We start from the raw sequence: 25,767 nt of genomic DNA, 5'->3' as shown, positions 1-25,767 counted from the left end.
GTACCACCGGGCGGGAACGCCCGCAGGCGCATGAATGCCCACGTGACAGGGGTTTGCAGGCCGGTTACCGAGTAAGGGGAGAGCGTTGAGCGGGAAGACAAACCGGGAAATAGGAGGGTCTTGTTTCCGATATTGCAGAGGCGGTTGTGAAAACGGCTGTCAAGTGATATGGCGTCTTCCGGCCCGCGAACAATAGGGACGCGAAATGAATTGCCGCGGGCCGGATGACGTGATTTCCGAGGGCGCCGCCACCGCTCAGGAGGGCAGCAGAGCCCCTTCCGGTTCGAACGGGAAACGTTCGTCGAAGGCCGGCCGGAGGTCCGTCAGCCAGACCGCCTCCGGGTCGTAACGTGCGAAGAAGGGCCGCCCCACGAGCGAGGGGTCGCGTGCCTGGATGAAGTGGAGCACGAAGACCTGCTGCCCCGCGACCTCCATGACGCCGTCCACGCACACCTTGCCCGGGGTGGCCGACATCGACGGGCCGCGCACCGTGCGGCACAGGCCGGAGACGGACGCGTACGCGTCACGGAAGACCTCGTACGCGCGGGCCAGCGGCACCGCGAAGTAGTCCTGCGGCCCGGTGTCGCGCTCGACGAACAGGTAATAGGGGACCATCCCCATGCGCAGCTGCCGCCGCCACATCGACGTCCACACGCCCGGGTCGTCGTTGATGGAGCGGATGAGCGGCGCCTGCGTCCTGATCGTGGCCCCGGTGCCGATGATGCGCTCGACCGCCGCCTGCACCTGCGGCGGCTCCAGCTCGCGCGGATGCGTGAAGTGGGCCATGAACGCGAGGTTCTTGCCGGCCGCCACCGTCCGCTCGAACAGGCGGAGCGTGTCGTCGGCGTCGGGATCGCCGGTGAAGCGCTGCGGCCAGTAGGCGAGCGACTTGGTGCCGATCCTGATGGATTCGAGCTGCTCCAGCTCCAGCAGCGGTTCGAGGTAGCGCCGCAGCACCGGCTCTCCCATGATCATCGCGTCGCCCCCGGTGATGAGGATGCTGGTGACCTCGGGGTGCCGGCGGATGTAGCCCACCATCCGGTCGACGTCGTCGGAGGCGAACTTCAGGTCCGCGTCGCCGACGAACTGCGCCCACCGGAAGCAGTACGTGCAGTACGCGTGGCAGGTCTGCCCCTGCTTGGGGAAGATCAGCACGGTCTCGGGATATTTGTGCTGCATGCCCGGCACCGGCTCGTCGCCGAGCCTCGGGACGTTCAGCTCCTTCTGGCCCGCGGGATGCGGGTTGAGCTGCGCGCGCACGCGGTTGGCCTCGGCCTGGAGCTCCGCGTTCGGCGCCTCCGCCTTGATCAGGTCGGCCAGTCGGGCGACGTCCGCGGCGGGAAGCATGTCCGCCTGCGGGAAGACCAGCCGGTATATGGGGTCGTCGGGCGCGGCCGACCAATCGATGAGTTCGTCGACGACATAGGCGTTCGTCCGGAACGGCAGGACCGTCGCGACGGCGCGGACCTTCAGCCGTTCCTCGTCGTCGAGCCCCGCACGCCGCAGGAGCTCGTCGAGATGCTTGGACGTGTACGCCTTGAAGCGCCGCGTGCCGGTTTGTTGCAAGATCACTAGGCCGTTCCCATCTTTTTTGTTCGATCGGACGTAAACCGAAGGACCTCTTCGCGCGTCTAAGGACCTTAATACCGAGACGTGCATGCTCACGCCCCTGGTTCCGCCAGGCTCCAAGTTTTCCTTCAGTTTCACCAACACTCGCGACATATCGCGATTAGTCATAGACTCCGATGTCGTGACCGATGAATCCGCGATACGCGCCTCGGACGCCGACCGCGACCAGGTGGCCGCGGTCCTGAGCGAGGCGCTCGCCACAGGACGACTCACCAGCGTCGAGCACGCCGACCGTCTGGACCTCGCCTACTCGGCGACCACGATGGGCGAGCTCGTCCCCCTGACCAGGGACCTTCCCGAGGTGACCGCCTCCGGAGCCCCCGCCGCCGTCGAACGGCAGGTCATCCACTCCACGTTCAGCAAGATCATCCGACGGGGACGCTGGGTGGCCTCCCGCCATACCAAGCTCACCGCCCGCTTCGGCGCCCTCATCATCGACCTGTCGGACGCCGTGCTCCCCGGCCGGGAGATCACCCTGGAGGCCGACGCCTGGTTCAGCAAGATGATCGTGCGCGTCCCCGAGAACGCCCACGTCGTCGACGAGGGCGGCTCCGTCTTCGGCAAGCGGCTGGTGACCGGCGGCTCCCAGGCGGACGGGCCGCTCATCCGGGTGACCGGAAAGTCGGCGTTCTCCAAGGTCATCGTGTCCCGGGCGAAGACCGACTGGAACCTCGGCTGAAGGACTGCGACCGGCGGCGCGGGGAACGACAACCCTTACCCGCCGGTTAACCTGGCAGCAGCCTCGCCCTCGATGCGGACATACCGAGCCCGCGCGCCGGCCAAGCCGTGACGGCGGGCGAGATGCCGTACGAGGTGACGATTGTCCGACAGCAGGCCCGTCGCGCTGGACGCCATGGGCGGCGACCACGCACCGCACGAGATCGTGGCCGGCGCCGTGCACGCCGTCCGTGAGCGCGGCCTGGCCGTCGTGCTCGTCGGCTCCCCCCGCGTGCTCTTCGAGGCGCTCGCCGACCACGACGCCACCAAAGAGGTGCCGATCGTCCGCGCCGAGGAGGCCCTCGCCATGAACGAGGGCGCGCTCGCCAGCCTGCGCCGCCCCCGCTCCAGCATCGCGGTGGCCTGCCACCTCGTCCGCCGCGGCGACGCCTGCGCCGTGGTGTCGGCCGGCTCCACGGCGGGCGTCGTCGCCACCGGCCGGCTGCGGCTCAAGGCGCAGCAGCACGTGCTGCGCCCGGCCATCGCGGTCCGCCTCCCCACGCTCCCCCGCCCGACCCTGCTGGTGGACGCCGGCGCCAACGCCGACGCCAAACCGGAGATGCTGGTGCAGTTCGCCCATCTGGGCGCCGCCTACGCCGAGCTCGCCCACGGCGCCACCGAGCCCAAGATCGGCCTGCTCACCATCGGCAGCGAGCCCGAGAAGGGCAACAAGCTGGTCAAACGGGCCAACGAGCTGCTGCAGAGCTCCCCCGGCCTGCAGTTCGCCGGCAACATCGAGGGCCACGACCTGCTCACCGGCAAGGTGGACGTGATCACCACCGACGGCTTCACCGGCAACGTCGCGCTCAAGACCATGGAGGGCGCGGTCCGCTACGCCTTCGCCGAGCTGCGCACCACCATCGAGGAGAGCAGGCTCGCCAAGCTCGGCGCTGCCCTGCAGCGCAACCGCCTGCGCGAGCTGCGCAACCGCCTCGACGCGGAGGCGTACGGCGGAGCCGTGCTGCTCGGGCTGAACGGCACCGTGGTCATAGCCCACGGTTCCTCGCGAGCGCCGGCGATCAGCGCGGCCTGCCAGCTCGCCGCGGATATGTCCGACAATGGGATCGTCGCCCGAATCGGCGACAGAATAGCGACATCACACCGCTCCCACAGACTCTGGTGAACCCGTAAGGTGTGAGACCGATCCACAGATACAGGGGGTTATGTGGTCGGGCTCACCTTTGACGGGCTCACTGCTGCCCAAGTCGCGGCGGCGAAGCCCAACGACGTCCCACGCCGGTCCAGCAGATCGTTCAGCGCCATCATCAGGGCGAACGTCCTCACCCTGTTCAACCTCGTCATCGGCGTGCTCTGGGCGCTCATCCTGATCTTCGGCGAGTGGCAGGACGGCCTGTTCGGCCTGGTCATCGTGGCCAACGCGCTCATCGGCATCATCCAGGAGCTGCGGGCCAAGCACACGCTCGACAAGCTCGCGGTCGTCAACGAGGCACCCGTACGCGTGCGCCGCGACGGCGAAGAACGCGAGATCCACCCGCGGGAGATCGTGCTCGGCGACCTGATCCTGCTCGCCCCCGGCGACCGCCTCCTCGTGGACGGCGACGTGATCCGCTCCGACGGCCTGGAAGTGGACGAGTCGCTGCTGACCGGCGAGGCCGACCCCGTGCACAAGAAGCCCGGCGACCAGGTGCTGTCGGGCAGTTTCGTCGTGGCCGGCGCGGGGGCGTTCGTGGCCACGAAGGTCGGCACCGACGCCTACGCCGTGCGCCTCGCCGAGGAGGCCAGCAAGTTCCACCTCGCCCACTCCGAGCTGCGCGAGGGCGTCTCCAACTTCATCAAGTACATCACCTGGCTGGTCATCCCCATCGGCGCCCTGCTGATCTACAGCCAGGTCAGCAACTCCGTCGACTTCGGCACCGCGATCACCGGCGCGGTCGCCGGCATCGTCACCATGATCCCCGAGGGCCTGGTGCTGATGACCTCGATCGCGTTCGCCGTCGGCGTCGTACGCCTCGGCCGCCGCCGCTGCCTGGTCCAGGAGCTGCCCGCGATCGAGGGCCTGGCCCGGGTCGACGTGCTCTGCCTGGACAAGACCGGCACCCTCACCGCCGGCGGCATGGAGCTCGACGAGGTGCTGCCGCTCCGCCACGACCAGCCCGTGACCGACGCCCTGGCCGCCCTCTGCCACGCCGACCCCCGGCCCAACCCCACCGCCCAGGCCATCCGCGCCCGCTACACCACCCCCGCCGACGGCTGGACGGCCGGGGAGAGCGTGCCGTTCTCCTCGGCGCGCAAGTGGAGCGGCACCGACTTCGGCGAGCGCGGCGCCTGGGTGCTCGGCGCCCCCGACGTGCTGCTGCAGAGCGGCGACGGCTACGACCGCGCCGCCGCGCTCGCCACCACCGGCGCGCGCGTGCTCGCGCTCTGCCGCGCCGACCGGCTGCCCGACCCCGGCGACGGCACCACCGCGGCGCTGGAGCCCGTCGCCCTCGTCACCCTCAAACAGCGCGTACGCCCCGACGCCGACGAGACCCTGCGCTACTTCGCCAAGCAGGGCGTCACAGTCAAGGTCATCTCCGGCGACAACCCCGAGGCGGTCGCCGCCATCGCCACCGGCCTCGGCATCCCCGACGGCCACCGCTTCATCGACGCCCGCACCCTCCCCGACGACGACCCGCAGAAGCTGGGCGAGCTGCTGGACGAGCACGCCGTCTTCGGCCGGGTCTCCCCCCAGCAGAAACGCAAGTTCGTCACCGCCCTCCAAGCCCGCGGCCACACCGTCGCCATGACCGGCGACGGCGTCAACGACGTACTCGCGCTCAAGGACGCCGACCTCGGCATCGCCATGGGCGCGGGCAGCCCGGCCACCAAGGCCGTCGCGCAGGTCGTGCTGCTGGACAACAAGTTCGCCACCCTCCCCCACGTCGTCGGCGAGGGCCGGCGGGTGCTCGCCAACATCGAGCGGGTCTCCAACCTCTTCCTCACCAAGACCTTCTACGCCATCGCGCTGTCGCTGGCCGTGGGCGTCGCCGGGGTGATGTTCCCGTTCGCGCCCCGCCACTCGACCCTGGTCAACGCCCTCACCATCGGCATCCCCGCCTTCTTCCTGGCGCTCGCGCCGACCCTCGAACGCGCCCGCTCCGGATTCGTCCGCCGGGTGCTGCGCTTCGCCGTGCCGTCCGGGGTGCTGTGCGCGGTCGCGGTGCTGGTGTCGTTCTGGCTGGCCCACAGGGACGACTCCACGCTGATCGAGGACCAGACGTCGGCGGTGATCACGCTCTTCATGGCCACGTGGTGGGTGCTCGTCCTCATCGCCAGGCCGCTCACCTGGTGGCGGGTGCTTCTGGTCGGGGCCATGGGGGTGGCGTTCGCGATCGCGATGTCGCTGCCCTTCGTACGGACCTTCTTCGCCCTCGAACCGGGCGGCCTCGCAGGCGACCTGACCGCCATCGGCGTCGGCCTCGGGGCGGCCGTTTTGATCAGCGTCGCGGTCAAGCTCGCCGGTACCCTTAGAACATGACCGACCCGCAGATAGTGCTCACCGAGCGCGTCCAGCAGGCGCTGGCGCACGCGTTCGGCGCCGAGCACGCCGACGCAGACCCGCTGATCCGGCCCTCCCAGTTCGCCGACTTCCAGGCGAACGTCGCGATGAGCCTGGCCAAGCGGCTGCGACGAGCCCCGCGGGAGGTCGCCGAGGCGATCAGGGCGGAGCTGTCCGACTTCCCCGGCACGGTCGAGGTCAGCGGCCCCGGCTTCCTCAACATCACCCTCGACGACGGCTGGATCGCCGCCGAGGCCCAGCGCATGCTCGACGACCCGCGGCTCGGCGTCGGCACGGTCACGCCCACGCAGACCGTGGTGATCGACTACTCCGCGCCCAACGCGGCCAAGGAGATGCACGTCGGCCACCTGCGCACCACCATCGTCGGCGACGCGCTGGCCCGCCTGCACGAGCACGTCGGCAACACCGTCATCAGGCAGAACCACCTGGGCGACTGGGGCACCCCGTTCGGCATGCTCATCGAGCACCTGCTCGACATCGGCGAGGAGGCCGCGGTCGAGCAGCTCGAAGCCGGCCAGGGCACCGAGTTCTACCAGGCGGCGCGGGCCAAGTTCGACGGCGACGAGGCGTTCAAGCAGCGCGCCAGGGTGCGGGTGACCACGCTGCAGTCCGGCGACCCCGACACGCTGCGGCTCTGGCACGTCTTCATGGACGCCACCGTCCGCTACTTCAACAAGGTCTACAGCCTGCTCGGGGTCACGCTCACCGACGCCGACATCGCCGGCGAGAGCATGTACAACCCGATGCTGGAGCGCACCTGCGCCGACCTGGAGGCGTCCGGCACCGCCGAGCTCAGCGAGGGCGCGCTCTGCGTCTTCCCGCCGGGCTTCACCGGCTCCGACGACAAGCCGCTGCCGCTCATCATCAGGAAGAGCGACGGCGGATACGGCTACGCCACCACCGACATGGCGGCCATCCGCTACCGCGTCCACGACCTCAAGGCCGGCCGCATCCTCTACGTCGTCGGCGCCGACCAGGCGCTGCACTTCCGCATGGTGTTCGCCGCGGCCCAGCAGGCCGGCTGGCTGCCCGACGAGGTCTCGGCCGAGCACGTCCAGATCGGCATGATGCTCGGCAAGGACGGCCGCCGCTTCAAGACCCGCTCCGGCGAGTCGGTCAAGCTGACCGACCTGCTCGACGAGGCCATCGAACGCGCCACGGCGGCCATCGCCGACCGCGGCTACGACGCGGCCACCCAGGCCGAGATCGCACGGGCGGTCGGCATGGGCGCGGTCAAATACGCCGACCTGTCGGTCAGCCACGACAGCGAATACGTCTTCGACTTCGACCGCATGCTCGGCTTCACCGGCAACACCGGCCCCTACATGCAGTACGCCACGGCCCGCATCCGCTCCATCTTCCGCAAGGCGGACATGGAGCCGGCCGAGGCGCAGGGCACCATCACGCCCGGCGAGCCCGCCGAGCGCGCGCTCAGCCTGCACCTGCTGGGGTTCGGCGAGCTGGTGTCGCAGGTCGCCGCCCAGTCCGAGCCGCACCGGCTGTGCGCCTTCCTGTTCGAGACCGCGAGCCTGTTCAGCACCTTCTACGAGCAGTGCCCGGTCCTCCGTACCGACGTCGCACCCGAGGTGCGGGCCTCCCGGCTCGCCCTGTGCGCGCTGACCCTCCGCACCCTGGAGACCGGGCTCGACCTTCTGGGCGTCCCGGTCCCCGAGCGCATGTAACACACAGTTGGCTCGAAGCCGCCCGTTCCGTCGTGGGCGCGCCTCCACCGGGTTGGCGCGCCCATACGGTTAGGCTTTACGCGGTCATGAACTGAGGCCGAAATGGGGGAGTTCTCTGCCTTGAGCACGGACCTTACTGCGAGCCCCCAAGCAGCGACGGAGGTGCATCGCTACGCGGAGGCACTGCTGGCGCACCTCGCCGCCGACGGCGCGGCGCCACCCGCCGCCCCGGTCGGCTTCCGCGACGTCCCCGGCTACTGGCTGCCCCCGGCCGTCGAGGCCCTGGTCGCCCTGCTGTCCGGTGACGACCCGCTGGAGCCGCTGAGCCGGGCCGCGAGCCGCGACCAGCAACGCACCGCGCTGTTCCTGTGCCTGGCACTCGCCGTGTCGGGGCAGGGCAGCCGCATCCACGCCTCCTGGCTGGGCACCGCCTTCGGCGAGCTGTCACTCGACCGGCCGGTCACCCACGGTCAGCGCTCGCTCTGGCTGGCCGCCGCGCGCGGCGCGTACGGCCCCGCCGGCAAGATCTTCGTCCTGCGCAAGCTCGACGCCCTCGCCGTCCAGGAGCACGCCGACGCCGAGCAGTGGATCCAGGCGCTCATCCCCGGCGAGCCCGCGGTCGTCGTGCCGCCCTCGCTGGCCGACTTCCCCGAGATGGCCGAGATCCCCGAGCTGGCCCGCCCCGCCATGGCCGCCGACCGGCTGGCCCGGCTGCGGGGCCGGTGCGCCGAGATCACCTCGGCCCGCAAGACCGGCCCCGACGCCCGCGTCCCGCTCGACAACCCCGCCACGCACCTGGCCGAGAACGAGCCGCTGGCCGTGCTCCGCTCGCTCATCGGCTCCGGCGGTCCCGAGGGGCCGATGGCTTCGCTGGTGTCCTACCTGCTGGACGACCTCCGCCCCGGCGCCGACCCGCAGCTGGCGGCGATCGCGCTGCACGTGGCGGCCCCGATCCTGCGGATGGTGGCCGAGGAGCTGGAGACCGACAGCAGCCTGGAGCCGCCCGAGACGCTCACGGTGCCGATCCTCGGGCACCGCATCCACCTGCGCCCCGAAGGCCCTGACCGGGCCTCGCTGGCCGTGGCCGAACAGTCCATCGTCACGGAAGGTGTCATACCGCGCTCCCGCCCGTGGGCGGCGATCCTGCTGATCGTGGCCGGAGTGGCCTGCCTCGCCGGCGCCGTCCTGATCACCCCCCTGCTGGCCGCGGCCGGCGTCGCCATGATCGGCCTGGCCGGCTGGCAGCTCTGGCAGCGCCGCAAACTGGTCGACGCCGACGCCCAATACGTCGCCGGCCAGGTCAGCGAGCTGCGGGAGCTGGCCGAGGGCGCGGTGTGGGCGCTGCACGCCTACGCCCGCGAGTCCGACGCCCGCGCCAAGCAGGCCGCCGAGGACGCCAGCGAACTCTTCCGCCTCATCCGCCGCGGCCCCCGCGCCGCCTGACCCGCCGCCCCACCCCAACCGCCTGACCCCCCTTGGACCCCAGCTGCCCGGCCCACCCCCAGCCGTCTGGCCCCATCAGGCCGAACGGGCGGCGGGCTGCCCACCTGACCGCGTTCCTCGGCCAGGCACCGATGCGGCGGATGCGGCCCCCAACAGCAAGAACCCGGGCCTGATCACCTCAGACCCGGGTTCTGAAAGCCGGTCGCCGGCCCCGAGGCGCCCCCAGCACCCCGTCACCAGCCCGTCCGGTCGCCCTTCGCCCCGGCAACCGGACTGCACTCCCTCGGCCGACTATGTCGTCTCGATCTCCACATGCGCCGGGGCAAGCAGGAACACCCGCTCCGCGATGCGCTCGATCCGCCCCTCGCATCCGAAGGCCAGCCCGGCGGCGAAGTCGACCATTCTGGTGGCCTCAGGCAACGCCATGCCGGAAACGTCCATGATCACCGTCTGGCCGTCACGGAAGTGCTGGCCGATCAACGGTGCGTCGTTGTACTTGAGCGGCTGGACCATCACGATGCGTGAGGAGTCGACGTTCGCGCGCCACCGCCGAGCTGCCCGCTCGGTCGCCGGGACATACTCGTCCTCGTAGTGCTCGTCGTCGTCATAGGCCTCGTCGTAGTGATCGACCCCGCTCAGGCCAAGGTAGCTCACCACCTTGCGCACTGCCCCCATCGGCTTGTCCTTTCCTCAGGAACTCACCGTAATCGGCACGTCCCTACACATTGGACGGTAACCGACGATTCCGCATTCGCCACGCGACACGCCCAGGCCTAATTCCAGTTTGTACGGCTTGCAGCCCGGTTGCATCTTGATATCCACTGCCCAGATACCATCGCCCCCATGCGCCTCTACACCGTCGATGCCTTCACCAGCACAGCTTTCCAGGGTAATCCGGCCGCCGTCTGCCTGCTGGACTCTCCCGTTACCGACGGTTGGATGCAGAGCGTGGCCACCGAGATGAACCTCTCGGAGACCGCGTTCCTTCACGGGGATTCGCTCCGCTGGTTCACTCCGGCGGTAGAGGTCACGCTCTGTGGTCATGCCACCCTCGCCACGGCACATGTCCTCTATTCGACCGGTGCGGCGACGGGACCGGTCCAATTCCGTACGGCCAGCGGCACGCTCACCGTGAATCGGCTCCCGAGCGGGGGGATCACGATGGATTTCCCGGCGAAGGAGGTGACCCCCGTCACACTTCCGACCGGCCTGGAGAAAGCCCTCGGGGCGACCCCTGTGCGCGTCGGGATAAGCCAGCTCGATCTGCTGGTCGAGCTGGAGTCGGAGGAAACGGTACGGAACCTGACCCCCGACATCACCGCCCTCGGGGCCGTGGACGCCCGCGGCGTCATCGTCACCGCCCGGGGCACGGAAACGGACTTCGTCTCCCGTTTCTTCGCGCCCAATGTCGGCGTCCCGGAGGACCCCGTAACCGGCTCGGCCCACTGTGCGCTCTCCCCCTACTGGTCGGCCCGTCTCGGGCGCGCTTCGCTTGTCGGCGCGCAATTGTCCAAGAGAGGCGGAATCGTCCACGTCACTTATGCCGGAGACCGCGTTCACCTGGCGGGCAAAGCCGTAACCGTGCTGTCCGGCACCCTACACGTCTAGCGACGCGACCTCACTTTGCGTAATCATTAGAGCGCAGAAAGTGGGGTGCTTTGTTCGTCGCCATCGTCGGGCTGCTCATCGCAGCCGCCGCGGCCGCCGTCACCGGCGTCGTCGCCTTTTACGCCAACCGGTTCATCGCCGCGCCGCTCCGCCACGATTTTCGCGAGGGCAGCAGCGTGGTCACCGGAATCGTCGGCACGCTCTTCGCCGTCAGCATCGGCCTCGTCGTGGTGGCGGCCTGGAACCAGGTCAACTCCGCCCACCAGACCGCCTCCACCGAGGCGAGCAACCTCACCGACGTCTACTGGTACTCCCGCTCGCTCCCCGACACCCAGCGCCAGACCCTGCAGACCCTCGCCACCGACTACGCCACGACGGTGGTCCGCGAGGAGTGGCCGCGCATGACTCAGAACCACACGCTCTCTCCGCGCGCCTGGCGCCACGTCGAGCAGCTACGCGCCTACTTCCAGACCATCGAGCCGGCCACCGGCGCCGCCTCCACCCGCTACAGCCAGGCGATGAGCCGCATCCAGGCCGTACTCGACGCCCGCCGGGCCCGCGCCCAGATGGCCGCCTCGGGCGTCCCACCGCTCCTCTGGGCAGCCCTGGCCGGCTGCGGCCTCGTCGTGCTCCTCCCGGCCATCGTCTGCGGCAGCCCGGTACGCAAGGTCCACGTCACGGTCGCCGCCGTCGTGGGCGGTCTGGTCGGCCTGGTCCTGTTCCTCGTCCACCAACTCGACTTTCCGTTCAGCGGCGGCATCGCCATCGGCCCCGAAGCCTTCGAACAGGCCCTGACCCGCTTCACCAGCATCCGCACCCTGGAAGGCACCGGTTAGCGCTGGGAGGACGGTGCTCACCTCTCGATGAATGCGAGCCGGCGTCCGACGCCACCGACCTGCCACGCGAGAGGACACAGACCGCGAGCAAGGGGCAGAAATGCAGAAGGGCCCCGACTGAACCAGTCGGGGCCCTCCCTATAAAGATTGTCCGGCGGTGACCTACTCTCCCACACCCTCCCGAGTGCAGTACCATCGGCGCAGAGAAGCTTAACTTCCGGGTTCGGAATGTAACCGGGTGTTTCCTTCCCGCCATAACCGCCGTAACCCTCCGAAACAAACAAACACAGCCGTGTTTGCAGTCTCAGAATTGCCTAGTGGACGCGAGCAAAAACTAGAAAGAAAGTATGCTTTGAGGTCAAGTCCTCGGCCTATTAGTACCGGTCAGCTCCACACGTTACCGCGCTTCCACCTCCGGCCTATCAACCCGGTCGTCTACCGGGAGCCTTACCCCCTCACAGGGTGGGAGACCTCATCTCAAGGCGAGCTTCCCGCTTAGATGCTTTCAGCGGTTATCCCTTCCGAACGTAGCCAACCAGCCGTGCACCTGGCGATACAACTGGCACACCAGAGGTTCGTCCGTCCCGGTCCTCTCGTACTAGGGACAGCCCCTTTCAAGTCTCCTGCGCGCGCAGCGGATAGGGACCGAACTGTCTCGCGACGTTCTAAACCCAGCTCGCGTACCGCTTTAATGGGCGAACAGCCCAACCCTTGGGACCTACTCCAGCCCCAGGATGCGACGAGCCGACATCGAGGTGCCAAACCATCCCGTCGATATGGACTCTTGGGGAAGATCAGCCTGTTATCCCCGGGGTACCTTTTAGCCGTTGAGCGACACCGCTTCCACACGCCGATGCCGGATCACTAGTCCCAGCTTTCGCTCCTGCTCGACCCGTCAGTCTCACAGTCAAGCTCCCTTGTGCACTTACACTCAACACCTGATTGCCAACCAGGCTGAGGGAACCTTTGGGCGCCTCCGTTACCCTTTAGGAGGCAACCGCCCCAGTTAAACTACCCACCAGACACTGTCCCCGATCCGGATCACGGACCAGAGTTAGACGTTCAAAACGACCAGAGTGGTATTTCACCAATGACTCCACCCGAACTAGCGTCCGAGCTTCCCAGTCTCCCACCTATCCTACACAAGACGCTCCAAACGCCAATGTCAAGCTGTAGTGAAGGTCCCGGGGTCTTTCCGTCCTGCTGCGCGAAACGAGCATCTTTACTCGTAGTGCAATTTCGCCGGGTCTGTGGTTGAGACAGCGGGGAAGTCGTTACGCCATTCGTGCAGGTCGGAACTTACCCGACAAGGAATTTCGCTACCTTAGGATGGTTATAGTTACCACCGCCGTTTACCGGCGCTTAAGTTCTCACCTTCGCCAGCTCACGCTGACTAAGCGGTCCCCTTAACGTTCCGGCACCGGGCAGGCGTCAGTCCGTATACATCGTCTTACGACTTCGCACGGACCTGTGTTTTTAGTAAACAGTCGCTTCCCCCTGGCCACTGCGACCCCCACCAGCTCCGAGTGCAAGACTCATCACCAGCAGAGGTCCCCCTTCTCCCGAAGTTACGGGGGCAATTTGCCGAGTTCCTTAACCACAGTTCACCCGATCGCCTTAGTATTCTCTACCTGACCACCTGAGTCGGTTTAGGGTACGGGCCGCCACAACACTCACTAGAGGCTTTTCTCGGCAGCATAGGATCATCCACTTCACCACAATCGGCTCGGCATCACATCTCACCCTGCATGTGTTGCGGATTTGCCTACAACACGGGCTACATGCTTACCCCAGGACAACCATCGCCTGGGCTGGACTACCTTCCTGCGTCACCCCATCGCTTACCTACTACCCGATCGGACCGAGCGTTCAGCCTGACACCCGCCCCGAAGGGCCGGCCGACTTAAGGACTCTTAGCATCACGAGGTTCAGTATGGGCGCATTGAAGCGGGTACGGGAATATCAACCCGTTGTCCATCGACTACGCCTGTCGGCCTCGCCTTAGGTCCCGACTTACCCTGGGCGGATTAGCCTGCCCCAGGAACCCTTGGTCATCCGGCGCGAGGGTTTCTCACCCTCGATTCGCTACTCATGCCTGCATTCTCACTCGCACAGCCTCCACGACTAGATCACTCTGCCGCTTCACCGGCTGCACGACGCTCCCCTACCCACCAACAAGAACGATGTCTCATCAGTGCCACGACTTCGGCGGTGTGCTTGAGCCCCGCTACATTGTCGGCGCAGAATCACTTGACCAGTGAGCTATTACGCACTCTTTCAAGGGTGGCTGCTTCTAAGCCAACCTCCTGGTTGTCTCTGCGACTCCACATCCTTTCCCACTTAGCACACGCTTAGGGGCCTTAGTCGGTGATCTGGGCTGTTTCCCTCTCGACTACGAACCTTATCGCCCGCAGTCTCACTGCCACGCTCTCACTTACCGGCATTCGGAGTTTGGCTGACGTCAGTAACCTTGTCGGGCCCATCGGCCATCCAGTGCTCTACCTCCGGCAAGAAACACGCGACGCTGCACCTAAATGCATTTCGGGGAGAACCAGCTATCACGGAGTTTGATTGGCCTTTCACCCCTACACACAGATCATCCCCCAGGTTTTCAACCCTGGTGGGTTCGGTCCTCCACCCAGTCTTACCTGAGCTTCAACCTGCCCATGCGTAGATCACTCCGCTTCGGGTCTACAGCATGCGACTCAAACGCCCTCTTCAGACTCGCTTTCGCTACGGCTCCCCCACACGGGTTAACCTCGCCACACACCATAACTCGCAGGCTCATTCTTCAAAAGGCACGCAGTCACATCACAGCCGATCCGAAGACCAGCTAAGCTCCTACGGCTTGTAGGCACACGGTTTCAGGTACTATTTCACGACCCCTCACCGGGGCACTTTTCACCTTTCCCTCACGGTACTCGTGCACTATCGGTCATCAGGGAGTATTTAGGCTTACCAGGTGGTCCTGGCAGATTCACACAGGATTTCTCGGGCCCCGTGCTACTTGGGATCCCCTCCAGAAGCCTTCAAGGTTTCGTCTACCCGGCTTTCACGGTCTACGGCAGCCCTTCCCAGAGCTTTCAACTACCCCAAAGGTTTATAACTTCTTGCGGTTCCGGCAGAAACCACCAGAGGGTCCCACGACCCCGGACATGCAACGCCTGCCGGCTATCACACACGCCCGGTTTAGCCTCATCCGCTTTCGCTCACCACTACTCACGGAATCACTCTTGTTTTCTCTTCCTACGGGTACTGAGATGTTTCACTTCCCCGCGTTACCACCAACCGCCCTATACATTCAGGCGGAGGCAACACCACATGACTGGTGCTAGGTTTCCCCATTCGGACATCCCCGGATCAACGTCTGGTTGGCGACTCCCCGAGGCTTAACGCAGCCTCCCACGTCCTTCATCGGCTCCTGATGCCAAGGCATCCACCGTGTGCCCTTAAAAACTTGGCCACAAAGATGCTCGCGTCCACTATGCAAATCTCAAACAACAAACAGCAACCGCTTCCGAGCAGGGAATGCTCCCAGCCCTTCAGCGGCCCTGTGCTCCGAAGAAGACGAGCGCAATCAATGTGCCCGTTCCTTCAGGACCCAACAGTGTGTTTCAGACCCGGCCCGAACCCCCGGCGACCCCGTTCCCACTCCCCGATCCCCTCGCGAGAGGGGCTGGGCGGTACTTGCGGCCCGGCGACCCGGTCCGGCTGACTAGCCAGTGCTCCACTAGTGAGCTGTCACCCCACCACACGTTCGGTGGTGACGGGTGAGAGTGCTCCTTAGAAAGGAGGTGATCCAGCCGCACCTTCCGGTACGGCTACCTTGTTACGACTTCGTCCCAATCGCCAGCCCCACCTTCGACCGCTCCCCCCAGCAAGCTGGTTGGGCCACGGGCTTCGGGTGTTGCCGACTTTCGTGACGTGACGGGCGGTGTGTACAAGGCCCGGGAACGTATTCACCGCAGCATTGCTGATCTGCGATTACTAGCGACTCCGACTTCATGGGGTCGAGTTGCAGACCCCAATCCGAACTGAGACCGGCTTTTAGGGATTCGCTCCACCTCACGGTATCGCAACCCTCTGTACCGGCCATTGTAGCATGTTTGCAGCCCAAGACATAAGGGGCATGATGACTTGACGTCATCCCCACCTTCCTCCGAGTTGACCCCGGCAGTCCCCCATGAGTCCCCAACCACCCGAAGGTGTTGCTGGCAACATGGAGCAAGGGTTGCGCTCGTTGCGGGACTTAACCCAACATCTCACGACACGAGCTGACGACAGCCATGCACCACCTGTCACCCAGCCCAAAAGGGAAGCCCCATCTCTGAGGCGGTCCGGGTGATGTCAAACCTTGGTAAGGTTCTTCGCGTTGCGTCGAATTAAGCAACATGCTCCGCCGCTTGTGCGGGCCCCCGTCAATTCCTTTGAGTTTTAGCCTTGCGGCCGTACTCCCCAGGCGGGGCGCTTAATGCGTTAGCTCCGGCACGGAACCCGTGGAAGGGTCCCACACCTAGCGCCCAACGTTTACAGCGTGGACTACCAGGGTATCTAATCCTGTTCGCTCCCCACGCTTTCGCTCCTCAGCGTCAGGTAAGGCCCAGCAAGCCGCCTTCGCCACCGGTGTTCCTCCTGATATCTGCGCATTTCACCGCTACACCAGGAATTCCACTTGCCCCTACCTACCTCTAGCCGGCCCGTATCCACCGCAGACCCGCAGTTAAGCTGCGGGCTTTCACGGCAGACGCGACCAGCCACCTACGAGCTCTTTACGCCCAATAATTCCGGACAACGCTTGCGCCCTACGTATTACCGCGGCTGCTGGCACGTAGTTAGCCGGCGCTTCTTCTGCAGGTACACGTCAACTTCGTCCCTGCTGAAAGAGGTTTACAACCCGAAGGCCGTCATCCCCCACGCGGCGTCGCTGCGTCAGGCTTCCGCCCATTGCGCAATATTCCCCACTGCTGCCTCCCGTAGGAGTCTGGGCCGTGTCTCAGTCCCAGTGTGGCCGGTCGCCCTCTCAGGCCGGCTACCCGTCGTCGCCTTGGTAGGCCACTACCCCACCAACAAGCTGATAGGCCGCGAGCCCATCCCCGACCGAAAAACTTTCCACCACCATCCGATGCCGGAGGCGGTCATATCCGGTATTAGACCCAGTTTCCCGGGCTTATCCCAGAGTCAGGGGCAGGTTGCTCACGTGTTACTCACCCGTTCGCCGCTCGAGTACCCCGAAGGGCCTTTCCGCTCGACTTGCATGTGTTAAGCACGCCGCCAGCGTTCGTCCTGAGCCAGGATCAAACTCTCCAAACAATGTCTGCGTAATACAGCTTGTCCGGATGAATCATCCAAGCAAGAATCCGTCAAAAATGACGGGGTCATACATGTGTGATGCACATGCACTGGCTTTTAACACACTGTTGAGTTCTCAAGAAACGGACGCGTACTTCCTCGCCGGTTTCCCTTGCGGGCCCCGCCTCGGAGGCGTTCATTTCGTCTTCGTTGTGTCTTAATTCTTTCAGCCGTTCAAGTCTCTGTCAAATTGACCGGACTTGCTCGACCTGCTGGAATTAATCCGCGCCCCGTTTCCGGGGCAACCCCTCTAACTTACCAGCCCTTCGACCGACTAGCGAATCGATCACCGGACAGGTGAGCCACAAGGGATTACCGGCACTGGCGACACAACGCACACCAAAGTCATCTGAGTGATGAAGGAGGGTTGCGCCGCACCGCGTCGGCTTCTAAAGATTAGCAGCGCCTCCACGCTGCTCGTGCCGATTCGCCTGTCTCTCCGGCCACAGAACGATCACGGCCGACCATAGACTCCCCACGTGAGCAGCAACATGCCGCCTGTGGCGAAGAAGATCCCGGCCGAGCGTACGCATCACGGCGACACCTTCATCGACGAGTACGCCTGGCTGGCCAACAAGGACGATCCCGACACCACCGCCTATCTGGAGGCGGAGAACGCGTTTCTCAAGGAGCAGACCGCTCATCTGGCGGACCTCCAGGAGCAGGTGTTCCAGGAGATCAAGGGGCGCACCCAGGAGACCGACCTGTCGGTGCCGAGCCGCAAGGGCGCCTGGTGGTACTTCAGCCGCACCGAAGAGGGCAAGCAGTACGCCGTCTCGTGCCGCGTCCCCGCCGACAGCGACGCGCCCCCGCTGATCACCCCCGGCGAGCGCCTCGACCTGGAGCAGGTGGTCCTCGACGGCAACGAGCTGGCCGGGGAGAGCCCGTTCTTCTCCGTCGGCACCAGCGCGGTCAGCCCCGACGGGACGATGCTGGCCTTCTCCACCGACTACAAGGGCGACGAGCGCTTCACCCTGCGCTTCAAGAACCTGGAGACGGGCGAGGTGCTGCCCGACGAGATCGCCGACATCTTCTACGGCGGCGCCTGGTCGCCCGACGGCTCGGCGTTCTTCTACACGCGGGTGGACGACGCCTGGCGTCCCTACCAGGTCTACCGGCACACCCTCGGCACGCAGGAGGACGTCCTGGTGTACGAGGAGGCCGACGAGCGTTACTGGGTGGGCATCGGGCTGACCCGCAGCGAGCGCTACCTGGTGCTGGCCGCCGGCAGCAAGATCACCAGCGAGGTCCGCATCCTCGACTCGGCCGACCACTCCGGTGAGTTCCGGGTCGTCCGGCCGCGTACGACCGGCGTGGAGTACAGCGTCGAGCACGCCGGCGACTTCTTCTTCATCCTGCACAACGAGAACGCCGAGAACTTCGAGCTGGCCACGGCGCCGCTCGACGCCCCCGCCGAGTGGACGCCGCTGATCCCCCACCGGGAGGACACCCGGCTGCTGGGCATCGACGCCTTCGCCGACCACGCGGTGGTGTATTTCCGGCGCGACGGGCTGACCGGGCTGCGGGTGCTGCCGTACCCGGACGGGGGGCAGGGCTGGCGTGAGCGCGTCGAGGCGGCCGAGCGGAACGCGTACGAGATCGACTTCCCCGAGCCGCTGTACGACGTCGGCCCGGCCGGCAACCCCGAGTTCACGACGAGGCGGCTGCGGCTGACGTACACGAGCATGGTGACGCCGCCCAGCGTGTACGACTACGAGCTCGACTCCCACGAGCTGATCCTGCTGAAGCGGCGCCCGGTGCTGGGCGGCTACGACCCGGCCGAGTACGAGCAGTTCCGCGAGTGGGCCACGGCGAAGGACGGCACGCGGGTGCCGATCTCGATCGTCAAGCGGAAGGACGCGGCCACGCCGGCGCCGACCCTGCTCTACGGCTACGGCAGCTACGAGACCTCGATCGACCCGGGCTTCTCGGTGGCGCGGCTGTCGCTGCTCGACCGCGGGTTCGTCTTCGCGGTCGCGCACGTGCGGGGCGGCGGCGAGATGGGCCGGCGCTGGTACGAGGACGGCAAGCTGACCAGGAAGCGCAACACGTTCACGGACTTCGTGGCGGCGGCCAGGCACATGAAGGCGTCCGGCTGGAGCGAGCGGATCATCGCGCGGGGCGGCTCGGCGGGCGGTCTGCTCATGGGCGCGGTGACGAACTTGGCGCCCGAGGAGTTCGCGGGCGTGGTGGCCGAGGTGCCGTTCGTGGACGCGCTCAACACGATCCTCGATCCGTCGCTGCCGCTGACCGTGATCGAATGGGATGAGTGGGGCGATCCGCTGCACGATCCCGACGTGTACGCCTATATGAAGAGCTACACGCCGTACGAGAACGTGGACGGGCGGACGTACCCGCCTGTTCTGGCGATCACCAGCCTCAACGACACGCGCGTCCTCTACCACGAGCCGGCCAAGTGGATCGCCCGGCTGCGGGCGAGCGCCCAGGGCGGCCCGTTCCTGCTGAAGACGGAGATGGGGGCCGGTCACGGCGGGCGCAGCGGGCGCTACGACGCCTGGCGCGAGGAGGCGTTCGCGCTCTCCTGGATCATCGAGAGGGGCACGGCATGAGTTACCGGGCGGACGACGAGCGCTACGAGCGGCAGCCGTACAACCGGAGCGGGCGCAGCGGGCTGAGGCTGCCGGCGGTGTCGCTCGGCCTGTGGCACAACTTCGGCGACGACCGGCCGGTCGAGAACTCGCGGGCGATCCTGCGGCGGGCGTTCGACCTCGGGGTGACGCACTTCGACCTGGCCAACAACTACGGGGTGCCGTACGGGTCCGCGGAGCGCACGTTCGGCCGGATCCTGCGCGAGGACTTCCTCCCCTACCGGGACGAGCTGATCATCTCGACCAAGGCCGGGTACGACATGTGGCCCGGCCCGTACGGCGAGTGGGGCTCGCGCAAATATCTGCTGGCGAGCCTCGACCAGTCGCTCGGCCGGATGGGCCTCGACTACGTGGACATCTTCTACAGCCACCGGCCCGACCCGGACACGCCGCTGGAGGAGACCATGGGGGCGCTGGACCGGGCGGTGCGCTCGGGCAAGGCGCTGTACGCGGGCATCTCCAACTACTCGCCCGAGCAGACCGCGCAGGCGGCGCGGATCATGCGCGAGCTGGGCACGCCGCTGCTCATCCATCAGCCGTCGTACTCGATGATCAATCGGTGGATCGAGGACGGGCTGCTGGACACGCTGGAGGAGGCGGGCATGGGCTGCATCGTGTTCTCGCCGCTGGCGCAGGGGGTGCTGACAGACCGCTACCTGAAGGGGGTGCCGGCCGACTCGCGGGCGGCCACCAGCCGGTTCCTCACCCCGGACCGGATCGACAGGGAGCTCGCCCGCGACCTCGACGAGATCGCCCGCGGGCGGGGTCAGACGCTGGCCCAGATGGCGCTGTCGTGGACGCTCAGGGACCCGAGGGTGACCAGCGTGCTCATCGGCGCGAGCAGCGTCGGGCAGCTTGAGGACAACGTGGCCTGCGTGGACGGCCCCGCCTTCACCGAGGACGAACTCGACGCCATCGACAAGATCACCGTTCCGACTTCGTCGGCCCGGTGATCAAGATGCTGCGTCTGATGGTTCGCTTCGCTCACAGGGCCTCGTGCCGCTGGAGGTAGGTGAAGGAGGCCCAGCCGGGCAGCACCGGCAGCCAGAACGTGAGCAGCCGGTGCAGCAGCACGGCCGAGGTCGCGAGCTCGGCCGGCAGCCCGGCCACGGTGAGGCCCAGGGCCAGCGCGCCCTCGACGGCGCCCAGCCCGCCGGGGGTGGGCGCGGCCGAGCCGATGGCGTTGGCCGTGAGGTAGACGACGGCGACGGCGGTGAAGCTGAGCTCGCCGCCGAACGCCGCCACACAGGCGTCCAGGCACACCACGAACGCCATCGTGATCATCAGGGTGCCGGCGCACGCCTCGATCATCTTGCGCGGCGACTGGAGCACGTCGAGCAGGCGCGGCAGCACGTTGCTGAACAGCCGGCGCATCCGCGAGGTGATCAGCCTGCGCAGCGGCGGCACGCCCAGCACCCCGACGACCGCCACCGCCACGGCCAGCAGCGCCAGCACCAGGCCGCGCGACGGGGTGAAGGACGTCGCGGTGTTGGAGCCGGTGATGTAGGCGAACAGCAGCAGCAGCGCGATGTGGAAGACCAGCATGATGAGCTGGGAGGCGCCGACGCTGGCGACCGCGCTGCCCGGCGGGATGCCGCGTTTCTGCAGGTAGCGGGTGTTGATCGCGACGCCGCCGACGGCCGCGGGCGCGACCAGCTTGACGAACGACGACGCGAACTGCACCAGCACGGTCCGCCAGAGCGGCAGCGGCTCGGGCACGAAGCCGCGCAGCATGAGCGCGGCGGCCACGAAGCTGACGAACGACGCCGCGAGCGCCAGGATCGACCAGGCCCAGTTGGCCGTGGTGACCACCTCGTAGATGTTCACCTGGCTGAGCTGGGAGAGCAGGAAGTAGGCGGCGAGCGCGCTGGCGATGATGGTGACGAGCGTGCGCGGGCGGAAGCGTTCGAGCCGGACCTCCTCGACCTTGCCCTGCGGCTTGAGCGCGACGATCTGCTCGCGGATGCCGGGCAGGATCTGCTTGGCCTTGCCGACGGCCGCGCGGGTCTCCCTGGTGAGCGCGATGCGCTGGAGCAGCGGCATGGCGGCGGCGAGCGCGTCGGGGCCCATCACGGCGGACGCGGCGCGTACGGAGCGCTCGGGGCCGACGCGCAGCGCGAGGTAGGTGAGGAGTTGGGCGACGTCGAGGCGCAGCAGCAGGTCGCCGGCGGCGATCTCGCCGCTGCGCGCGTCGGTGAGGACGACCCGGCCGGCCCGGTCGAGGTGGATGCCGTCGCCGGTGAGGCGGCGGTGGGCGAGGCGCTGGATCTGCAGCAGCTCGACCTGTTCCCAGATCTGGTGCAGCAGGGCGTCGTCGATCTCGTTGTCGGGGACCTCGTCGAGCGGGCGGGTCTCGATGTGCTCGTAGGCGAGCAGGGCGGCCTCGGTGCCGATCTCGCTGGTGCCGAGCAGGCGCGGGGTGCTGGCGCCCGCGGCCTGGCCGGCGTACGCCATGAGGGCCTCGCGCTCCAGCTCGGCGCGGAGCGAGCGGATGGCGCGGCGGCGGGTCTCGGAGTTGAGCCTGATGCGCCGCCACAGTCGGTACGGGAGCCCGGCCACCTGCCGGTCGCGGTCGAGGACGGTGACGTCGAGGCTGGTGCCGTCCTTGAGCCCGACGGCGTAGCGGCGGCTGCCCTGGTGGTCGTCCTCGATGCGGCGGGCGGAGACGACCTGGAACGACAGCTTGCGGAGCGCGGCCACCACGGCGCTGCCCGGCGGCCGGGTGTTGGGGCTGCCGACGCCGTAGAGGGTGGCGTAGCCGATGGCCATGCCGACGAGGACGGTGACGATGGCGCTGGGGATCGTGATCTGGCGGCCGGAGAAGAAGGCGAGGATGTAGAGCGCGATCGTGGTCCACATGAGCATCCGCCAGGTGGGGCGGCGGGAGATGCGGACCGCGGTGGTGTAGGCGACGACCGAGGTGAGCAGGGTGTTCAGCGGCTCGATGTCGCGGTTGCCGGTGAGCAGCACGCGCAGGTCCTCGACGTTGCCGCCGACCAGCCACTGCCCGAGCAGGAACGAGCCGGCCATGCCCACGATGGCGGCGATGAGCCCTTCGGCGACGCGCAGGCCGTCGCGGTGGAAGACCCGTTCGACGGCGAACGCCGTGGGCACGACGAGCACGGCGGCGCCGCCGAGGAAGGCCGCGACGCGGCTCAGCAGCGGGACGAGCTCGGCGCCCTCCTTGACGTCGGCCTCCAGGCCGATGAGGGTCTGCTTGGCGACGAGGGCGAGCAGGACGACCGCGCCGAGGACGACGAGCGTGGCGATGAAGCGCAGCAGGTCGGAGGGACGGCGCAGGCGCTGCGGCAGCAGCGGCTCTACGACGTAGACGTCGGTGTCCGCGCGTGGCTCGCCCACGGCCGGATCCCCCTCCGTGAGGTCCTCCGCGTCATCTCGTTCCCTGATTTCGGCCACCGTCAGCGATTCTGCACCTTCCCGGCAGGACCGTGAGATCTCTGGGTCGCAGTGTCCCCGTTTCGCAATGCGGACGGGCGCCTGCCGTCCCCATCGGGCAGCCTACGTCCGCGCAGGCAGGCTACACGGTGCAGCTCCGGCAGTTCACCTCTCGGCGCCCCGCGTAGGCTGTGTCCTATGTCGGGCGAATTGAGAGTTCTGGGGGCATGTCCGCTGGACTGCCCGGACACCTGTTCCTGGGTCGTCACCGTGAACGACGGCCAGGCCGTCAAGCTGCGCGGCAACCCCGACCAGCCCTACACCAGGGGCGCGCTGTGCGTGAAGGTCAACCGTTACCTGGAGCACACGCAGGCGCCCGACCGCATTCTGCACCCGATGCGCCGGGTCGGCCCGAAGGGCTCGGGGCGGTTCGAGCGGATCTCGTGGGACGAGGCCCTGGAGGAGATCGCCACCCGGCTGCGCGCGATCGTCGACGAGCACGGCGGCGAGGCCATCTGGCCCTACCTCGGCACCGGCACGCTCGGCTACCTGCAGGGCTGCGAGGGCGTGGCGGGCCGGCGGTTCTGGAACGTGCTGGGCGCGTCCAAGCACTGGCTCAACATCTGCTCGGCGGCCGGCAGCAGCGGCCTCTTCCGCGCGAACGGCACCGCGGGCGGCATGGACCCGGAGAACTTCGCGCTCTCCAAGCTGATCCTGCTCTGGGGCACCAACACGCTGACCAGCGGCCACCATCTGTGGAAGTTCATCCAGGACGCCCGCGCGGACGGCGCCCACGTGGTCGCCATCGACCCGATCCGCACCAGGACCGCCGACCAGGCCGACGAACATCTCGCCATCCGGCCGGGCACGGACGCGGCGCTCGCGCTCGGGCTGCTCAACGTGGTGCTGGCCGAGAACGCCCAGGACGAGGCCTACCTGGCCGAGCACACCGAGGGCTGGGCCGGCTTCCGCGAGGAGATCCTGGCCCACCCGGTGGAGAAGGTGAGCGAGATCACCGGCATCCCGGCGGCCGACATCCACAGGCTGGGGATGAGGCTGGCGCACACCCGCCCGACCGCCATCCGGGCCACGATGGGCATCCAGCGGCACGCGGGCGGCGGCACGGCCATGCGGACGATCGGCGCGATCCCTGCCGTCACGGGCGACTGGCGGCATCCGGGGGGCGGGGTGGCGTACTCGACCAGCGGGCACGTCCACCTCAACATCGACACGCGCGACGACCTGCTGGCCAAGCCGGTGCGCACCCGGGTCATGACGAAGCTCGCCTCGCAGCTCGACGACGTGAAGTGCCTGTGGGTGTACGCGGCCAACCCGCTCGGCTCCACGCCCGACGCGAACGCCATCAGGCGGCAGCTCGCCCGCGAGGACCTGTTCACGGTCGTCATGGAGCAGTTCCCGACGGACACCGTGGACTACGCCGACATCGTGCTGCCGGCCACCATGCAGACCGAGCACCACGACCTGCACGCCGGCTACGGCCACCTCTACCTGCTGTGGAACGAGGCCGCGGTGGAGCCGCCCGGCGAGTGCCTGTCGACGACCGAGACGTTCCGGCGGCTGGCCAGGCACATGGGGCTCACCGAGCCGTCGCTCTACGACTCGGACCTGGAGCTGGCCGAGCAGTTGCTGTCCAGCGGGCATCCGTCGCTGGAGGGCGTCACGCTCGACCGGCTGCGCAAGGAGGGCTGGGTGCGGATGAACTATCCCAAGCCGTTCACGCCCTTCGCCGACGGGTTCCCGACGCGGTCGGGCCGGATGCGGTTCCCGCGGCCCGGGGAGGCGTACGTGCCGTCGCACGCGACGCTGGCGGCGGACGGCTCGCCGTACCGGCTGACGCTGGTGACGCCGGCCTCGCACACGTTCCTCAACACGACGTTCGGCAACAACGCGGAGCTGCGGCGGCGGGCCAAGGACCCGGTGGTGCTGATCAACGCGGCCGACGCGGCGGCGCGCGGGCTGACGGACGGCCAGCGCGTACGGGTCCACAACGACGGCGGCGAGTTCCTGGCCGACGTGGAGATCAGCGACCGGGTGGCCCCCGGGGTCGTGGCCTCGCCCAAGGGCCGCTGGCCGAAGCTCAGCCCCGGCGGCTCGAACGCGAACGCGGTGGTGGCCGAGCGGGACGGCGACATGGGCAAGGGGCCTGGCTTCCACGACAACCTGGTCGAGGTCAGCCCTTGTGCCGGTTCATGAACGTCTCGACGGTGCTCAGGACCTGATCGGCGTACGGGCTCGCGAGCAGCTGGGAGGCGTGCAGGCGCTCCCCCGGGATGACGAGCGCCTGGGCGTCCGGGGCCTTGGTGGCGGCGGCGCGGGCGGCGTCGAGCGCGGCGCGGCCGCCGTAGTCGTCGTGCTCGCTGCCGATCTGGAGCAGCGGGACGGTCAGCTTGGCCGCGTCCTCGGCGGCGATCTCGCCTGACAGGGCGACCACGCCGGCGATCTTCTCCGGGCCGAGCCGCAGCGCGGCCGGGACGGCGGTGGTGGCGCCGATCGAGCCGCCGACCAGGAACACGCGGCCGACGCCCTTCTCCTTGGCCAGGCGTTTCGCCATGGCGACGGTGGTGTCCTCGGGGGCGGCGACGGCGCTTCTCGCGTAGAGGAGCACGCGGTAGCCGGCGGCGACCAGGCGGTCGGAGAGCGGGCGCCAGGTGCAGACGTTGCCGCGGCGCTCGTAGGTGATGACGACGCCGGTGGAGCCGGTGCCGGTGATCACGCCGGGGAGGCCGCCGTCGTACTCGAAGATCTTGCCGTCGGCCTCGGTGAAGCAGCCGGAGACGTTGGGGCCGGTGGGCGGCGGGCTGCTGCTGGGGGCGGCGCTGGTCGCCGGGGTCGCCGGGGTCGCCGGGGCGGGGGCCGCCCCCGTGGCGCCCCCGCCGCCGCTTCCGCAGGCGGCCAGCGCGGCCAGCATGGTCACGAGTCCGACGGCGCTCAGCATCCTTCGCACGACCGCCCACCTC

At 67.7% G+C, this 25,767-nt stretch carries 14 protein-coding genes and 3 rRNA genes; 10 read left to right on the top strand and 7 right to left on the bottom strand.

Going from position 1 to position 25,767, the window contains the following annotated elements; all coding sequences use genetic code 11:
• Positions 1-255: 255 nt before the first annotated feature.
• Complete coding sequence (locus AC27IY_RS20610; RefSeq protein ID WP_487178887.1) at positions 256-1,572, bottom strand: KamA family radical SAM protein; 1,317 nt, start codon at positions 1,570-1,572, stop codon at positions 256-258.
• Positions 1,573-1,750: 178 nt separating this feature from the next.
• On the opposite strand from AC27IY_RS20610, the gene AC27IY_RS20605 reads away from it, so the two are divergent.
• From AC27IY_RS20605 to AC27IY_RS20585, 5 genes are all read left to right on the top strand, one after another.
• A complete protein-coding gene (locus AC27IY_RS20605) occupies positions 1,751-2,308 on the top strand; it encodes a DUF1707 SHOCT-like domain-containing protein (protein ID WP_487178885.1) in 558 nt (185 codons plus the stop codon).
• A 141-nt stretch (positions 2,309-2,449) separates the two neighbouring features.
• Positions 2,450-3,469, top strand: coding sequence for a phosphate acyltransferase PlsX (gene plsX / locus AC27IY_RS20600; RefSeq protein ID WP_487178883.1), 1,020 nt, complete (start codon positions 2,450-2,452; stop codon positions 3,467-3,469).
• A gap of 42 nt (positions 3,470-3,511) precedes the next feature.
• On the top strand, positions 3,512-5,824 hold the full coding sequence (locus AC27IY_RS20595) for an HAD-IC family P-type ATPase (protein ID WP_487178882.1): 2,313 nt from the start codon (positions 3,512-3,514) through the stop codon (positions 5,822-5,824).
• Positions 5,821-7,548 carry an arginine--tRNA ligase gene (gene argS, locus AC27IY_RS20590; protein ID WP_423478571.1) on the top strand — a complete coding sequence of 576 codons (1,728 nt, stop codon included), beginning with the start codon at positions 5,821-5,823 and terminating at the stop codon, positions 7,546-7,548. Before AC27IY_RS20595 ends, argS begins: the two co-directional genes overlap by 4 nt.
• A gap of 162 nt (positions 7,549-7,710) precedes the next feature.
• Positions 7,711-8,991 (top strand): hypothetical protein, encoded by a 1,281-nt coding sequence (locus AC27IY_RS20585; protein WP_364464234.1) that lies wholly within the window; start codon positions 7,711-7,713, stop codon positions 8,989-8,991.
• A gap of 291 nt (positions 8,992-9,282) precedes the next feature.
• On the opposite strand, the gene AC27IY_RS20580 is transcribed toward AC27IY_RS20585, so the two are convergent.
• A complete protein-coding gene (locus tag AC27IY_RS20580) occupies positions 9,283-9,666 on the bottom strand; it encodes a cell division protein SepF (RefSeq protein ID WP_020546507.1) in 384 nt (127 codons plus the stop codon).
• Positions 9,667-9,834: 168 nt separating this feature from the next.
• Between AC27IY_RS20580 and AC27IY_RS20575 the strand changes: the two genes are divergently transcribed.
• Complete coding sequence (locus AC27IY_RS20575; RefSeq protein ID WP_487178881.1) at positions 9,835-10,599, top strand: PhzF family phenazine biosynthesis protein; 765 nt, start codon at positions 9,835-9,837, stop codon at positions 10,597-10,599.
• 50 nt (positions 10,600-10,649) lie between these two features.
• Positions 10,650-11,435 carry a bestrophin-like domain gene (locus tag AC27IY_RS20570; RefSeq protein WP_487178880.1) on the top strand — a complete coding sequence of 262 codons (786 nt, stop codon included), beginning with the start codon at positions 10,650-10,652 and terminating at the stop codon, positions 11,433-11,435.
• 149 nt (positions 11,436-11,584) lie between these two features.
• On the opposite strand, the gene rrf is transcribed toward AC27IY_RS20570, so the two are convergent.
• From rrf to AC27IY_RS20555, 3 genes are all read right to left on the bottom strand, one after another.
• Positions 11,585-11,701 (bottom strand): 5S ribosomal RNA (rrf, locus tag AC27IY_RS20565).
• A gap of 88 nt (positions 11,702-11,789) precedes the next feature.
• Positions 11,790-14,898: ribosomal RNA gene (locus AC27IY_RS20560) — 23S ribosomal RNA — on the bottom strand.
• 324 nt (positions 14,899-15,222) lie between these two features.
• Positions 15,223-16,745 (bottom strand): 16S ribosomal RNA (locus AC27IY_RS20555).
• Together the 16S, 23S and 5S rRNA genes form the textbook arrangement of a ribosomal RNA operon.
• Before the next feature lie 518 nt (positions 16,746-17,263).
• On the opposite strand from AC27IY_RS20555, the gene AC27IY_RS20550 reads away from it, so the two are divergent.
• On the top strand, positions 17,264-19,354 hold the full coding sequence (locus AC27IY_RS20550) for a S9 family peptidase (protein ID WP_423477167.1): 2,091 nt from the start codon (positions 17,264-17,266) through the stop codon (positions 19,352-19,354).
• Positions 19,351-20,346: an L-glyceraldehyde 3-phosphate reductase gene (gene mgrA / locus AC27IY_RS20545; RefSeq protein ID WP_487178879.1), complete on the top strand. Its 996-nt coding sequence runs from the start codon at positions 19,351-19,353 to the stop codon at positions 20,344-20,346. The genes AC27IY_RS20550 and mgrA overlap by 4 nt, the downstream gene beginning before the upstream one ends.
• Positions 20,347-20,377: 31 nt before the next feature.
• Here the strand turns inward: mgrA and AC27IY_RS20540 are convergent, their stop codons facing one another.
• Complete coding sequence (locus AC27IY_RS20540) at positions 20,378-22,753, bottom strand: flippase-like domain-containing protein (protein WP_344212830.1); 2,376 nt, start codon at positions 22,751-22,753, stop codon at positions 20,378-20,380.
• Positions 22,754-22,987: 234 nt separating this feature from the next.
• Here AC27IY_RS20540 and AC27IY_RS20535 point away from each other — a divergent pair, with 234 nt between their 5' ends.
• Positions 22,988-25,003, top strand: a complete 2,016-nt coding sequence (locus AC27IY_RS20535; protein ID WP_487178878.1) for a molybdopterin-containing oxidoreductase family protein — start codon at positions 22,988-22,990, stop codon at positions 25,001-25,003.
• Here AC27IY_RS20535 and AC27IY_RS20530 read toward each other — a convergent pair.
• Complete coding sequence (locus AC27IY_RS20530; protein ID WP_487178877.1) at positions 24,981-25,754, bottom strand: alpha/beta fold hydrolase; 774 nt, start codon at positions 25,752-25,754, stop codon at positions 24,981-24,983. The genes AC27IY_RS20535 and AC27IY_RS20530 overlap by 23 nt on opposite strands.
• Positions 25,755-25,767: the final 13 nt, after the last annotated feature.

It is taken from the genome of Nonomuraea sp. B208 (assembly GCF_057536035.1).
The sequence above is the reverse complement of the archived record's forward strand: the minus strand, read 5'-3'. Positions and strand labels throughout refer to the sequence as shown.

What these genes read in the sequence shown, in the direction of transcription:
- AC27IY_RS20535 (WP_487178878.1), top strand. Translation starts at nt 22,988, where the DNA reads ATGTCGGGCGAATTGAGAGTTCTGGGGGCATGTCCGCTGGACTGCCCG.
- mgrA (WP_487178879.1), top strand. Translation starts at nt 19,351, where the DNA reads ATGAGTTACCGGGCGGACGACGAGCGCTACGAGCGGCAGCCGTACAAC.
- AC27IY_RS20575 (WP_487178881.1), top strand. Translation starts at nt 9,835, where the DNA reads ATGCGCCTCTACACCGTCGATGCCTTCACCAGCACAGCTTTCCAGGGT.
- AC27IY_RS20580 (WP_020546507.1), bottom strand. Translation starts at nt 9,666, where the DNA reads ATGGGGGCAGTGCGCAAGGTGGTGAGCTACCTTGGCCTGAGCGGGGTC.
- argS (WP_423478571.1), top strand. Translation starts at nt 5,821, where the DNA reads ATGACCGACCCGCAGATAGTGCTCACCGAGCGCGTCCAGCAGGCGCTG.